This is a genomic window from Microbacterium sp. NPDC090014 (assembly GCF_044748285.1).
Taxonomy (GTDB): Bacteria; Actinomycetota; Actinomycetes; order Actinomycetales; family Microbacteriaceae; genus Microbacterium.
The window spans coordinates 145,956-160,286 of sequence record NZ_JBIVFS010000001.1; the positions used below are offsets into that span (position 1 = coordinate 145,956).

12 protein-coding genes are annotated in these 14,331 nt (G+C 68.9%); 5 read left to right on the forward strand and 7 right to left on the reverse strand.

The features are described from left to right. Window positions 1-8: 8 nt before the first annotated feature. A complete protein-coding gene (locus ACIPV5_RS00675) occupies window positions 9-1,472 on the forward strand; it encodes a peptide MFS transporter (protein WP_187250630.1) in 1,464 nt (487 codons plus the stop codon). 53 nt (window positions 1,473-1,525) lie between these two features. Next, on the forward strand, window positions 1,526-2,968 hold the full coding sequence (locus ACIPV5_RS00680; protein ID WP_400338941.1) for an MFS transporter: 1,443 nt from the start codon (window positions 1,526-1,528) through the stop codon (window positions 2,966-2,968). 51 nt (window positions 2,969-3,019) lie between these two features. Here ACIPV5_RS00680 and ACIPV5_RS00685 read toward each other — a convergent pair whose 3' ends face one another. From ACIPV5_RS00685 to ACIPV5_RS00700, 4 genes are all read right to left on the reverse strand, one after another. Next, a complete protein-coding gene (locus ACIPV5_RS00685) occupies window positions 3,020-3,415 on the reverse strand; it encodes a hypothetical protein (protein ID WP_400338943.1) in 396 nt (131 codons plus the stop codon). A gap of 47 nt (window positions 3,416-3,462) precedes the next feature. Continuing rightward, window positions 3,463-4,386: a serine hydrolase gene (locus tag ACIPV5_RS00690; RefSeq protein WP_072592014.1), complete on the reverse strand. Its 924-nt coding sequence runs from the start codon at window positions 4,384-4,386 to the stop codon at window positions 3,463-3,465. Window positions 4,387-4,566: 180 nt separating this feature from the next. Next, complete coding sequence (locus tag ACIPV5_RS00695) at window positions 4,567-6,531, reverse strand: M13 family metallopeptidase (protein ID WP_400338944.1); 1,965 nt, start codon at window positions 6,529-6,531, stop codon at window positions 4,567-4,569. A gap of 42 nt (window positions 6,532-6,573) precedes the next feature. Beyond that, window positions 6,574-7,134, reverse strand: coding sequence for a DUF1992 domain-containing protein (locus ACIPV5_RS00700; protein ID WP_400338947.1), 561 nt, complete (start codon window positions 7,132-7,134; stop codon window positions 6,574-6,576). Window positions 7,135-7,246: 112 nt separating this feature from the next. Between ACIPV5_RS00700 and ACIPV5_RS00705 the strand changes: the two genes are divergently transcribed. Next, complete coding sequence (locus ACIPV5_RS00705; protein WP_053098013.1) at window positions 7,247-8,566, forward strand: MATE family efflux transporter; 1,320 nt, start codon at window positions 7,247-7,249, stop codon at window positions 8,564-8,566. Between the two features lie 74 nt (window positions 8,567-8,640). Here the strand turns inward: ACIPV5_RS00705 and ACIPV5_RS00710 are convergent, their stop codons facing one another. After that, a complete protein-coding gene (locus ACIPV5_RS00710) occupies window positions 8,641-9,108 on the reverse strand; it encodes a VOC family protein (RefSeq protein ID WP_053098014.1) in 468 nt (155 codons plus the stop codon). Window positions 9,109-9,179: 71 nt separating this feature from the next. Further along, entirely contained in the window at window positions 9,180-9,839 is a 660-nt protein-coding gene (locus tag ACIPV5_RS00715) for a TrmH family RNA methyltransferase (RefSeq protein ID WP_187250626.1), read from the reverse strand. 69 nt (window positions 9,840-9,908) lie between these two features. Here ACIPV5_RS00715 and ACIPV5_RS00720 point away from each other — a divergent pair, with 69 nt between their 5' ends. Beyond that, a complete protein-coding gene (locus ACIPV5_RS00720; RefSeq protein WP_072592018.1) occupies window positions 9,909-11,198 on the forward strand; it encodes an Nramp family divalent metal transporter in 1,290 nt (429 codons plus the stop codon). 99 nt (window positions 11,199-11,297) lie between these two features. Here ACIPV5_RS00720 and ACIPV5_RS00725 read toward each other — a convergent pair whose 3' ends face one another. Then, window positions 11,298-13,859 (reverse strand): rhamnogalacturonan lyase, encoded by a 2,562-nt coding sequence (locus ACIPV5_RS00725; RefSeq protein WP_400338952.1) that lies wholly within the window; start codon window positions 13,857-13,859, stop codon window positions 11,298-11,300. Window positions 13,860-14,016: 157 nt separating this feature from the next. Between ACIPV5_RS00725 and ACIPV5_RS00730 the strand changes: the two genes are divergently transcribed. Then, window positions 14,017-14,319, forward strand: a complete 303-nt coding sequence (locus tag ACIPV5_RS00730) for a hypothetical protein (RefSeq protein ID WP_400338955.1) — start codon at window positions 14,017-14,019, stop codon at window positions 14,317-14,319. Window positions 14,320-14,331 lie beyond the last annotated feature (12 nt).

The following is a 14,331-nucleotide window of genomic DNA, read 5'->3' on the forward strand; positions in this document are numbered from 1 at the left end:
GTGGAGGGATGTCAACCAGCGATACGACCGCCGAGAAGTCCGACACCAGGTTCTTCGGGCAGCCCTGGGCGCTCGTCCACATCTTCGGAGTCGAGATGTGGGAGCGCTTCAGCTTCTACGGCATGCAGGGAATCCTGCTGATCTACCTGTACTTCTCGGTCACCGAGGGCGGCCTCGGACTCTCGCAGGCCGTCGCCGGCGGCATCGTCGGCGCCTATGGCGGGTCGGTCTACCTCTCGACCATCCTCGGCGCGTGGATCGCCGACCGGATGCTGGGGTCGGAGCGAGTGCTGTTCATCAGTGCGATCGTGATCGTCGGCGGGCACGTCGCCCTGGCCCTGCTTCCCGGGTTCATCGGAGTCGGCGTCGGGCTCGTGCTCGTCGCCCTCGGATCCGGTGGCCTCAAGGCGAACGCCACGTCGGTCGTCGGAACCCTCTACAGCGCCGACGACACTCGCCGGGATGCCGGATTCTCGCTGTTCTACCTCGGCATCAACCTCGGGGCCTTCCTGGGCCCGATCCTCACCGGCATCCTGCAGTCGTCGCTCGGATTCCACTATGGCTTCGGCCTCGCCGCGATCGGGATGACGCTGGGGCTGGTGCAGTACTCCTTCGGCCGCAAGGCGCTGCCGGACGAGGCGCGCCGCGTGCCGAACCCGCTCCCCCGGTCGCGCTATCCGCTGGTCGCGATCGTCGCGGTCGCAGCCGTCGCGCTCATCGCGGTGCTGGTGCTCATCGGCGTGATCCAGGCCGACAACCTGGCGGACATCGTCATCATCGGAACCATCATCGCGACGGTCGCGTACTTCGCCGTCATCCTCAGCAGTCGGCGGATCGACGGCACCGAGCGCTCCCGCGTGTGGGGATTCCTGCCGCTCTTCATCACGAGCGTCGCGTTCTGGTCGCTGTACCAGCAGCAGTTCACCGTGCTCACGGTCTATTCCGACGAGCGCCTCGACCGCAACATCTTCGGATTCGAGATGCCCGTCTCGTGGGTCCAGTCGATCAACCCCGTGTTCATCATCATCCTCTCCGGCGTCTTCGCGGCGATCTGGACGCGCCTCGGCCCGCGTCAGCCCTCCACCCCGGTGAAGTTCGCACTGGGAGCGATCATCATGGGTGCGGCGTTCCTGCTGTTCCTGCCGTTCGCAGGCGGCGGCGCCAACTCCACGCCCCTGCTCGCGATCGTCGGCATCCTCTTCGTGTTCACCGTGGCCGAGCTGCTCATCTCTCCCGTCGGGCTGTCGGTCACGACGAAGCTCGCGCCGAAGGTGTTCCACACCCAGATGGTGGCGCTGTTCTTCCTGTCGATCGCACTCGGCACCGCGATCTCGGGCTGGCTCGTGCAGTTCTACGACCCGAAGAACGAGGTGCCGTACTTCTCGATCCTCGGCGCGATAGCGATCGTGGTCGGCCTCGGTCTGCTGTTCGCCGTCAAGCCGGTACTGCGACTGATGAAGGGCGTGAGCTGACGATCGCATCGGTCTCGCGCCTCCGGTGTCGCAGACGCCGATAGCCTGAAGCGATGGGAGAGAACGAAGATCGCGCGCGCAGAAGACTCTCCCGAACACCACCCAAGTGGGCCATCGTCGCCGTCCTGGCCTTCGCGGGCCTCTGCTCGTCGTTCATGTTCACGCTCGTCGTGCCCCTGCAGGCCGAGCTGCCGCGCCTGCTGAACGCGTCTCGCGAGGACACCACCTGGGTCGTCACGATCACGCTGCTCGTCGCCGCCGTCGCCACTCCGATCTCGGGCCGGCTCGGCGACATGTACGGCAAGCGCCGAGTGGTGATCGTGCTGCTCGGACTGCTCATTATCGGCTCCCTGATCGCCGCGCTGTCGGGCTCGATCATCGGAGTCATCATCGGTCGAGCGCTCCAAGGCGCGGTGACGGGTGTGGTGCCGCTCGGCATCGCGATCATGCGCGACGTGCTGCCTCCCGAACGCCTGGGCACGGCCGTCGCCCTGATGAGCGCGACCATGGGCGTCGGAGGCGCGATCGGGATGCCGGTCGCCGCGCTGCTGGCCGTGAACGCGGACTGGCACTGGCTGTTCTGGCTCGCCGCGGCTCTCGGCGTCGTGGGTCTCGCGCTGGTGCTGCTCGTGATCCCCGAGGATGTGCTGCGGTTCCCCGGACGCCTCGATGTGCTCGGCGCCATCGGACTCGCGATCGGACTCACCGGCATCCTGCTGTTCGTGTCTCGCGGTGCCGAGTGGGGCTGGACGGCACCGCTGACCCTCACCTGCATCATCGGCGGCGTGGGCGTACTGCTCGTCTGGGGCTGGTACCAGCTGCGGACGAACGATCCGCTCCTCGATCTGCGGGTCGCCGCGCGCCCCGCCGTGCTCTTCACCAACATCGCCGCGATCGGGATGGGCTTCGCACTGTTCGCGTCGAACGTGACGTTCCCGCAGCTGCTCGAGGGCCCCGCGGCCTCGGGTGCGGGCTTCGGGCTCGACATGGTCTCGGCGTCGCTGATCATCATGCCCGCCGGCCTCGTGATGATGGTGATCTCACCCCTGTCGGGATGGCTCGAGCGCACCGTCGGACCTCGTCCGCTGTTCACCGTGGGCGCGGGAGCCATCGTCCTCGCGTACGTCTTCGTGCTCCTGTGGTCGAGCGAGGTGTGGCACATCCTGGTGGGCAACCTGCTGATCGGCGTCGGCATCGGCTTCACATTCGCCGCCATGCCGATGATCATCATGCGGTCGGTGCCCGCGAACGAGACCGGCGCCTCGAACGGACTCAACGCCCTCTTCCGCTCGGTCGGCACGTCGAGCGCCTCTGCCGTGATGGGCGGCGTGCTGGCCGCGATGAGCATCGACGTCGGCGGGGTATCCGTGCCGACGAGGGCGGCGTTCGACGTGTGCTTCTGGCTCGCGATCGCCGCCGGAATCGTCGCTCTCGTCCTGTCGCTGTTCATCCCCCGCCAGCGCTCGTCCGAGCAGCACCCCTCGCTGCCGGGCTGACCGCGCACGCACACCGCGCACGCCGGCGCCCGCAGTCCACGAACGGTCGGGTCAGAGCGCCCGCGGATCGGGATCCGTCGGCGATGGCGTCCGCAGCCGATCAGGGGCGGGCCAGGAGAGCACGTACTGCTGCGTGGCGGGACGAGTGATGTCGCCGAAGTCGTCGACCTTCACCACGATGCGCCCCGATCTCCCCTTGCCATCGGGCGTGACCTCGACGATGCGCACGCGCAAGGGGCGCTCGGCCTCGCCCTCGAGCATCCACGGGTCGGCGAGCCACGCGATCCCGTGGTCCTCCAGGGCCGCCTCGGCGTCGAGCCACTCCGTCGGCCCGGACACCGCGCGCCCGAGCACATCGATCGCGACCCAGGCCTCGCCTTCCGGATGGATCCAACCGAGCAGTTCTCCGTCATCACGACGATGCGGGGTCCAGTCTGTACGGGGCATTGCTCGATGCTAACCGCGGCCGACGTCGCGTCGGGCGTGGAATGCGATCAGTGGGTGTACTCCATGAGCTCGACCCCGAGGACGCGGAAGGCGTCGTGCGCGCGGAGTCGGTGCGTGATCGACAGATCGTCGAAGCAGACGATCAGGGAGTAGGCCACACCCGCGCGCGGCCCGGCGAGCACTCCCGCTTCGGCACGCACGCCGCGGTCGCGGCCGGTCTTGTTGATGAACAGCAGGCCGTGCGCGTCGTGGTCGTGTGCGAACGGGTCGAGGCCGGTGGCGGATGCCACCAGGCTCAGATCCTGATTGAGGCTCAGCCACTCGGACACCTGAGCGCTCACCGACGCCCCCACCACCTGGGAATTCACGAGTGCCGAGAAGAGACCCGCGAACTCGCGTGCCGAGCCCACGGCGACGTGCGGAGCATCATCGGGGCCGCGCTCGTCACGGAATCGATCGAGAACCGCGGTGCGGCGCAGTCCGAGAGCCTCGATGCGCTCGCGCACCCGGTCGTGGCCGACCCGCTGCAGCAGAGCGTTGACCGCGATGGGGTCGCCGGCCGTGGCCGCGAGCACGGCGAGGTCTTCGAGTGGGAGGGCGGGCGCGTGCAGGTGGCGCCAGAGCCCCGACGTCGACACCGGATCGACGGCGGTGCGCTCGACGATCTCGAGCGGATCGAGTGTGCCCGCCTCGAACGCGGCCGCCACCTCGATCAGCAGGGGCACGACACCGAGTCCGGCGACCGGCATGGTCACATGGTCGTCGCCCGCGAGGACGTGCGTGTGGTTGTCGAGATCGACGACATGCACCGATACCTGGGCCCCGGCATCCGCCAGCTGTTCGAGCGCCCGCAAGGTCGAGGTGAACGACCTGCGCCCTGCGGCAGCACGGCGCGGCAAGCGTCGGCTGGTCCGCTGAGAGCGGCGCAGCGAGGCCAGTGGCGGGCCGTCGGCAGGCTCGGAAGCACCCACGCGTGATCCTTAACAGGGGGGTTGGATTGGCGGGATGCTGCGGTGTCCATCCGCCGCAGCACGGATATCGTAACCCCGCCAGGTGAGGATGCCCTACATACTCCGGTATACGGTCATCAGAACGTCATCCGGCAGACAGCAGGGCACCCCGACCCGGCGCGATCGCCGAGGCCGGAGCGCTCACCAGATGGTCACGCGCGAGTCCTGCGGCAGCCACAGCGCGTCGGTCTCGGTCACGTCGAACGCCTCGTAGAACGCATCGATGTTGCGGACGATCTGGTTGCACCGGAACTCGTTCGGAGAGTGCGGATCGATCGTGAGCAGGCGCAGCGTCTCGGCGTCGCGGCTCTTCTGCTGCCAGACCTGCGCCCACGACAGCAGGAGGCGCTGCACGCCGGTGTAGCCGTCGATGACCGGCGCCTCGGCGCCGTCGAGTGCGATCTCATACGCCTTGAGCGCGATGCCGAGACCGCCCAGGTCGCCGATGTTCTCACCGATCGTCAGCGCGCCGTTGACGTGGTGCTCGGCGGCGAGTCCCTCAGGCACGAGTTCGTCGTACTGCGCGATGAGGGCCTTGGTGCGCTGCTCGAACGCGGAGCGATCGGCATCCGTCCACCAGTCCTCGAGCTTGCCGTCACCGTCGTAACGGCTGCCCTGGTCGTCGAATCCGTGACCGATCTCGTGACCGATGACCGCGCCGATGCCGCCGTAGTTGGCGGCCGCGTCGCGCGACGCGTCGAAGAACGGGTACTGCAGGATCGCCGCCGGGAACACGATCTCGTTCATCGAGGGGTTGTAGTAGGCGTTGACCATCTGCGGCGGCATGTGCCATTCGTCACGGTCGATCGGCTTGCCGACCTTCGCGACGTTGCGGTCGTGCTCGAAGATCGCCGCACGGCGCACGTTGCCGAACAGGTCGGCGCGGTCGATCTCGAGGCTCGAGTAGTCGCGCCACACGGCAGGGTGCCCGATCTTCGGCGTGAAGGAGTCGAGCTTGGCGAGTGCGCGTTCGCGGGTCTCGGCCGTCATCCATTCGAGGTCGGTGATGCTCTGCCGGTAGGCCTCGATGAGGTTGCCGACGAGCTCATCCATCGCGGCCTTCGCCGTCGGCGGGTAGTGCCGCTCGACGTAGACCTTGCCGATCGCCTCGCTCAGCGCGCTCTCGGTCACCGAGACACCGCGCTTCCAGCGCTCGCGGATCGAGGGGACGCCGGTGAGCTCGGTGCCGTAGAACGAGAAGTTCTCCTGCACGAAGTCGTCGGTCAGATACGGAGCCGCGGCATGCACTACCTGGGCGCGCAGCCAGGCCTTCCACTCGTCGAGACGCTCGGCGGTCAGCAGCGACCCGAGGCCTTCGAGGAAGCTCGGCTGCGAGACCACGACCTCGGCGAACGCCTCGGGGTGGCCGGGAGCGACGGCATCGCGCCACGGCTCGAGGTCGACACCGGCGAGCTCCTGGATCTCGGCCCAGGTCTTCAGGTTGTACGTGGCGACGGCATCGCGGCTGCGCACGTTGTCCCAGTGGTGCCCGGCGAGCTCGGTCTCGAGGGCGATCGAGCGGTCGGCGGTGCCCGCGGCATCCGCGACTCCGGCGAGCGCGAGCAGTCGCTCGAGGTGCGCGCGGTACGCCGCTCGGGTCTCGGCGAAGGTGTCGAGCCGGAAGTAGCTCTCGTCCGGCAGCGACAGGCCCGACTGCACGACCACCGGGAGGTAGCGCTCCGGGTTGCCCGGGTCGCCGTCGACGTAGAACCCGATCAGGTGCGCCCGGCCGTCGCGATCGTAGGCGCCGACCGTACGCAGGAACGCGGGGACGCCGTCGATCGCGTCGATCTCGGCGAGCGTCTCGGCGAGGGGCGTCACCCCGGCGGCGGCGATGCGCTCGGTGTCCATGAAGCTGGCGAACAGGTCGCCGATCTTGCGGGCGAGAGTGCCGGGCTCGGCATCCTGCGACTCCTCGATGATCGCCCTGACGTCCTTCTCCGCCTGCTCGGCCAGCAGATGGAAGGACCCCCACCGCGCCTTGTCGCCGGGGATCTCGGTGCGGGAGAGCCAGGCGCCGTTGACATGGCGGTAGAGGTCGTCCTGCGGGCGGATGTCGGAGCTGAACTCGGAGGTCTCAAGGCCAGAGGGAAGCACGTCGGTCATGCCGACCAGCCTATGCGTCGCTCCGACATTCGGGGGGACGGGTCACGCCCTGCGCCGGAGGCCGAACCGTCGTCGCCGGGGCTGCTCCGGCGTCTCCGCAGCACGCGCCGCGAAGCGCGCCGCACGTCGCTCGGCCCACGCCGCCACCTCGGCGTCGATGTCGCGTGGACTCGTGACGACAGGCGGACCGCCCTGCAGCTGGCGTCGGGCCTCGAGCACCCGACCGTTGAAGTCCTCGAGCACCGACCGCACGTCGGCCTCGCGACCGAGCAGGTCGAGCTGGTCGTCGAGCTCGCGATCCTCGGTGCGCAACAGGATCGCCGGCGGACCGAGACCCGTCAGGTTCTCCTGCTCGATCTTGCGTCGGATCCACCAGTCGGGGTCGTGGTGCGTTCCGAGTCCCTCGAGGGGCTTGCCCGCACCGGGGAGATCGTCGAAATCGCCCCGGCGGATCGCGACCTGGATCGCCGTCTCGATGAACGCGGCTCGATCCGTCGCTGCTCCGATGCCCGGCTCTGCACCGGACTCGCTGTCGTCCTCGCCGTCCCCCCGGCTTCGCTGCCGCGCACGGTACCGCGCCGCGGCCTCCCGTGGATCCGTCATGATGCACCTCCGTCGCATCCTGGTCCTTCCAGGGTACGACCGCACCGGATCCGGAGGGCGGAGCGGGCGTGCTGCACCGCCTGCTGTCCGCGCCAGCCCATAGGCTCGGAGGATGACCGAGCGCACTCTCAACCGCGAGATCCTGCGCCTCGCCGTCCCCGCGCTCGGCGCCCTGATCGCAGAACCGGCGTTCCTCATCGTCGACGCGGCGCTGGTCGGACATCTCGGCACGACGCCGCTCGCGGGCCTGGGCATCGCGGGTGCGGTGCTGCAGACGATCGTCGGACTCATGGTCTTCCTCGCCTACTCGACGACCCCGGCGGTGGCCCGACTGTTCGGCGCCGGCAGACCGGGCGAGGCCGTCTCGGTCGGCATCAACGGCATGTGGCTCGCCCTCGCGATCGGGGCCGTGCTCGCCGCCGCAGGCGCGGCATCCTCCCCCTGGCTGGTCTCGCTGTTCGGCGCGAGCGACGCCGTGGCCGCCGATGCCAACGCCTATCTCGTCGTCTCGATGTGGGGGCTCCCGGCCATGCTCATCGTGTTCGCCGCGACCGGGCTGCTGCGCGGGATGCAGGACACCATGACTCCCCTGTGGATCGCCGGCCTCGGGTTCGGGGCCAACGCGCTGCTCAACGTGGTGTTCATCTACGGGCTGGGCTGGGGCATCGCCGGCTCGGCGGCCGGCACGGTCGTCGCCCAGTGGGGCATGGTCGGCGCATACGTCCTCGTGATCCGGCGGCTCGCGGCGAGGCATGACGCATCGTTGAAAGCCCGACGGGACGGCATGGGCAGCACAGCGCGCTCGGGCGGCTGGCTGTTCCTGCGCACCGTGAGCCTGCGCGTCGCTCTGCTCGCGACGGTCGCCGTCGCCACCGGCATCGGCACCGAGGAGCTCGCCGGATGGCAGATCGTCTTCACGATCTTCTCGGCGGCGGCATTCGCGCTCGACGCGCTGGCGATCGCCGCACAGGCGCTGATCGGCAAAGAGCTCGGTGCCGGCGACGAGCGACAGGTGCATCGGGTGCTGAAACGCACCGTGGCCTGGGGCGCGTGGTTCGGCGTCGTGGTCGGGGCTGTCATCGCTGCACTCTCCGGAGTCCTCGGGATCGTGTTCACCGGCGACGCCGAGATCGCGGCGCTCGTGCAGCCGGCACTGCTGATCCTCGCGCTCGCGCAGCCGATCGCCGGGGTGGTGTTCGTGCTCGACGGAGTGCTGATGGGGGCGAACGACGCGCGCTACCTCGCGATCGCCGGCGGCATCAATCTCGTGCCGTTCCTCCCGGCGCTCTGGATCATCGCCGCGAGCGGAGTCGATGCGTCAGCGGGCCTCATCTGGCTGGCCATCGCCTTCTTCGGCATCTACCTGCTCGCTCGGCTGGGCACTCTCGGCTGGCGCGTGCGCTCGGGTCGCTGGGTCACCGCCGGCGTCTAGCACTGCACGATCGCTGCGACTCCGGACGTCTACACGTATCCCGGAATCTCGGGAACTGAGGACGCCGCGAGGGATCAGGCGTTCTCGAGCTCGGCGATCACGATCTTCTTCATGTGCATGAGCGCCTGAATCTGCTCTGGCCTCTGCTGGAGCAGATCCAGACCGGCCGGCACGACCTGCCAGCTCACTCCGAACCTGTCCTTGCACCAGCCGCAGGCCTCCGAGTCCGGCACGGCCGATAGGGCTTGCCAGTAGTGGTCGATCTCGGCCTGATCCTCGCAGCCGATCACGAAGGAGATCGACTCGTTGAACGCGAACTCGGGGCCTCCGTCGAGGCAGCCGAACGGCGAGCCGTTCAGGGTGAAGTCGCCGTTGAGGACCTTGCCGCTCATCCCCTCGAAATGTCGATCGAGCGATTCGTCGGGGTACAGGACCACCTGGTCGATCGACGAGTTCGGGAACACCGAGACGTAGTACTCCATCGCCTCCTGCGCCCGCCCGTCGAACCAGAGAAACGGGCGGATGGAACTGATCGCTGCCATGTCGACCTCCTCAGATCGGCACTCACGCTACGCCCGAGCAGGCATCGTGTCGAGAGGGTCCGACGCCGCCGTCAGCCCGCATGCCTCCGGCACCATTCGTACATGATCACCGCGGCGGCCGCGCTCGCGTTGATCGACCGGGTCGAGCCGTACTGCGTGATCTCGATGTGGGCGGATGCCGCGGCGAGCGCGGCATCCGAGAGACCCGGTCCCTCCTGACCGAACAGCAGCACGCAGCTCTGCGGCAGATCCGCGCGGTCGACGGGCACTGCGCCCTCGACGTTGTCGACGGCGACGATCGGCAGGCCTTCGGCGGTCGCCCAGACGGTGAAGGCCTCGACGTCCTCATGGTGCACGACGTGCTGATAGCGGTCGGTGACCATGGCGCCCCGCTTGTTCCACCGGCGCCGGCCGATGATGTGCACGGTGTCGGCGAGGAACGCGTTGGCGCTGCGCACGATCGAGCCGATGTTCATGTCGTGCTGCCAGTTCTCGATGGCCACGTGGAACGGATGCCGCTTGGTGTCGAGGTCGGCGACGATCGCGTCCATCCGCCAGTAGCGGTAGCGATCGATCACGTTGCGCGTGTCTCCGACGGCCAGCAGCTCGGGGTCGTACTGCTCCCCCGCAGGCCACTCGACCTCGCCGCCTGGCCAGGGTCCGACCCCGTATCCGGGCTGGGCCGACGATCCGCCTGTCTCCGCTGCATCCGCGGGCGCCTGCTCATCCATCCCGCCAGGCTATCCGGCGCATCCGCAACAGAGATTTAGGTACGCCGAAATATCCGCTACGATTTCGGCATGCCGAAAAATGCTGTCGTCGAGAAGGGGCCGACGCCCACCCGCGCCACCGCGCCCCGCAGCCTCTGGCTCCTCGGACCCGCGCTGGTCGCCGGTGTCGCGTATCTCGATCCGGGCAACGTCGCGAGCAACATGACCGCCGGCGCGCAGTATGGGTACCTGCTGGTCTGGGTCGTGGTGGCGGGCAACGTGATGGCCTGGCTGATCCAGTACCTGTCGGCGAAGCTCGGCGTCGTCACGGGGCAGAGTCTCCCCGAGGTGCTGGGTGCGCGCCTCACGAGGCCGTGGGCCCGTCGGGCCTACTGGCTGCAGGCCGAGCTCGTCGCGATGGCGACAGATCTGGCCGAGGTCATCGGCGGCGCGGTCGCCCTCTACCTGCTGTTCGACATCCCGCTGCTGCTCGGAGGGATCATCACCGGCGCCGTGTCGATGGTCCTGCTGACGGTGCAGAGCCGCCGCGGCGCTCGGCCCTTCGAGTTCGTGATCATCGGGCTCATGGTGATCATCGCGGTCGGCTTCGTCGCCGGGCTCTTCATCGCACCGCCGGATGCCGCGAGCATCGTCGGTGGCCTGGTGCCCCGTTTCGAGGGCACCGGATCGGTGCTCCTCGCCGCCTCCATCCTCGGCGCGACGATCATGCCGCACGCGATCTACGCGCACTCCTCGCTCACGCGCGATCGGTTCGGTGCCGCCGCGGCGCACGGGCCGACGGAGACTGCGCGAACCGAGACCTCGCGCATCCGTCGCCTGCTCACGGCGACCCGCTGGGACGTCTCGATCGCGATGGTGATCGCGGGCACCGTCAACCTCGGCATCCTGCTGCTCGCGGCCGCCAACCTGGCAGGTGTCGAGGGGACGGATTCGCTCGAAGGCGCCCATGCCGCGCTCGCCGCGGGACTCGGGCCTGTCGTCGCGACCTTCTTCGCGGTCGGGCTGCTGGCCTCCGGTCTCGCCTCGACATCCGTCGGCGCCTACGCGGGAGCGGAGATCATGCACGGCCTGTTGCACGTACGCATCCCGCTTCTCGCGCGTCGACTCGTGACCCTGATCCCCGCGCTGGTGATCCTCGGCATCGGCTTCGATCCCACGCTGGCGCTGGTGCTCAGCCAGGTCGTCCTCTCATTCGGCATCCCGTTCGCGCTGATCCCCCTCGTCGCGCTCACCGCGCAGCGTCGCACGCTCGGCGTCTGGGCGAATCGCACCTGGACGACGGCGGCGGGCATCGTGGCATCCGTTCTGCTCATCGCGCTCAACGGCGCCCTGCTCTGGTTGGTGCTGACGGGCGCCTGAGCGACCGGCCTCGCGCGCGCAGCACGACTCTTGCGCGCAGAACCGCCCCGAGCCGGCACGGGAAGAGTCGACTCGGGGCGGCGTCCTGTCACCGCGCCGTCAGCGAGAGCGGAGAGTCTCGGTCCACTGCGAGGTCGCGCCGTCGGCGATGCGCCATCCGGGCTCGGGGACGGCGACGACGGTCACCTCTCCCGTCACCTTCACCTTGCCGCCCCGCGCCTCGACCCTCTCGCCGTTCACGTAGTAGCTGATGCCTGTCACGTTCTTCGGCACCTTCACCTCGTCGCGGGAGGTGCCCGGCTTGTCGGTGAAGGTCGGAGCCTTCGGAGTCGTCGGCGCGGTCAACACCGGCACCTGCGACCAGTCGATGTCGCTCGCCAGGTAGTACGAGGTGTACGCGGGCTGGTTGTAGGTGGTCTGCTGACGCGCGGTCTCGGCCCGGTACTGCACGTCGTGCATCAGCGTCGTGAGCTTGTGCGCCGTCGGCTCGGTCGTCGTGAAGAACCGCAGCGCGCTCGAGTCGACGGTGCGCACGAGCAGCTCCTCACGCCAGTCCCCCAGCACATCGGCGACGAGCGACGGGTTGCCTTTCGTGCCGTTGTTCGTGAGCGTTCCGGTCGCGGTGACCAGCGTCCCGCGGGTCCAGTCGTCGATGGTCGGCGTCTGGGCGCCGCTGCCGTTCACGAGCTGCGTCGTCAGGTCGCCCGCCCAGCGGATCGACATGTTGGTGCCTGGCGTCTCCGGCTGCAGCACCTCGCCGGTCGCGCTCAGGAGTCCGCTGCCCTCGGTGCCGCCTGGCATGCTCGACCACACCTCGATACCCGGCACGTCGGGACGCACGTCGCCGATCATGGCGCGACCCGTGTCGCGACCCGAGTACGCCCCGAACAGGGACTCTCCCGTCGCGGCATCACGCATCACCGACCCGTACGGTGCGCTCGTCGCACCCTCGTGGGCCGTCCAGATCTCGAGGCCGGGGCGGCTGGGATCGATATCGGTCACGTGCATGGCGTCGCCATGGCCCAGGCGCACGGTCGCCCCGGGGTCGGCGCTTCCCTCGGGGAGCACGTCGAACGAGCTGTACAGCAGGCTGCCGTCGTCGTCGATCGTCGCCGATCCGTAGACGAGCTCCTGCTTACCGTCGGCATCCACGTCGGCGAAGCTCAGCGAGTGATCGCCCTGCGTCGTGATCGTGCCGAACTCGGGGTCGGTGCCGTCCCGGCCGTGCGGGGAGTCGTTGAACGGGTTCGTCATCGGCACGTGGCCGCTGTCGACGCCCCACCGCTCCGTGAGGCGCTTGCCGTCCCAGTCGAAGGCCGCGACGGTCGTGCGCGTGTAGTACCCGCGAGCGAAGACGGCCGACGGATGCTGCCCGTCGAGGTATCCGACGCCGGCGAGGAAGCGGTCGACGCGGTTCGCCGGCTCGATGCGCGACATCGCGTAGTCACCCCACAGCAGTCCGTCGTCTCCTCGCTCGGTCGGATACGGGATGGTCTGCAGCTCCTTGCCGGTCGCGCTGTCGAAGACCGTGAGGTACTCGGGTCCGTCGACGATGAAGCCCTCGAACTCCCGCAGCAGGTTGCGCGCGCTGCGGCTCGGCGCGTACACGTCGATGAAGGTGGTCGCCAGTTCCTGCGCGGCCTCCGGCGAGAGCGGGTAGTCGTGCGTCACGGGCATGCCCCACGCCTCTTCGAGAGTGGCCGGCCACTGGCCCGACACGACCTCCTCGCGGTCACTCCACCCGAGGAACATCTCGACCAGACGCTGCTCGTAGTCCGCGGCACTCAGGCGGTAGTCGTCGTCGTTCGAGTACCCGGCCTTGCGATCGTCCTTGGGGAGAGTGATGTATGACTCGCTCGCGACCGAGCCGTCGTCGGCATACTGCACCGACTTCGTGCCGGGCGCCGTCTTCAGCATGGTCTCGGACCGGCCGTCGCCGTCGAAGTCGTAGACGAGGAACTGCGTGTAGTGCGCTCCGGCGCGGATGTTCACGCCGAGGTCCAGGCGATTCAGCAGCGTTCCGTCGAGCTCGTAGGTGTCGAGATAGACCGGCCCGGTGTAGCCGCGCTGCGAGACGTCCTTCGAGTTCGAGGGGTCCCACTTCACGACGTACTCGTACTGCCCGTCGCCGTCGACGTCGCCGACGGAGACATCGTTCGCCGAGTAGGTGTAGGCCTCGCCCTTCGGCGTCACCCCGTCGGCCGGCTTCTGCAGGGGCAGGTCGTGGTGACCGTCGGCCCAGGCGGTGACGGATGCCGACGCGGATGCCGTCAGCTCGATGCCGCTCACGATGGGGACGACGGAGTACTCCGAGGTGGCGGAGCCGCTGGCATCCGCGTAGTTCGTGCTGTCGGTGACCGTGGCGACCTTCGCGCCGTCGCGATAGACGGCGAAGTCGGGGCCGGCGAGGCCGGTCTCGGTCGCGCCCGTCGTCTCGGTCGCAAGGAGTCGCCAGCTGAGGAAGACGCCCTCGGCGGTCGAGACGGCGACGAGTCCGCGGTCGAGCGACTCGAGTTGCGGTGCCTGGGTGCCGTGATCGTGGCGACCCGCGGCCGGGGCTGCGGGTGACGCCGCTGCCGCGCTCTGCGCACCACCCGCGACGAGGCAGCCGGCGGCGGCCACCGCCACGACGGCGCGGAATGATCGGTGTCGGATGTTCATCATCGAAATCCATCTCTGGGCCTGCAGCCCGCTCGGATAGCGTTTTCCCGTGCCCGGTCGAAGCTACCGCCGCGCTCCTCTCGCGTCAAGGAATCGGGCCCGATTGACACGATTCACAGCGTCCGCGGCGCCCTCGCCAGGCGATTAGGCTCGAAGGATGTCTGCCGAACCCGCGCGCCGCACCGTCCGCATCCTCACGTGGACCGGCATCGCGACCGGCGTGATCGGGGGCCTCCTCGTCGCCTTCCCGACCGTGCTTCCGTTCGGCGGCCCGTGGGTGCAGCTGGTGCTGGGCATCGCGACGCTGGTGCTGGCCTTCCGCGCCCGCAAGATCGGCATCGCCGAGATCGAGGGGTTCGACGGCCGCCTCTCGCTCTTCGCCGCTCTGCTCGGCTTCCTCATCGTGTTCTTCGCCGGCCAGGTCGCCTTCGGCATCCTCGTCGACGTCGCGAACCCCTGATCTAGGCTGGAC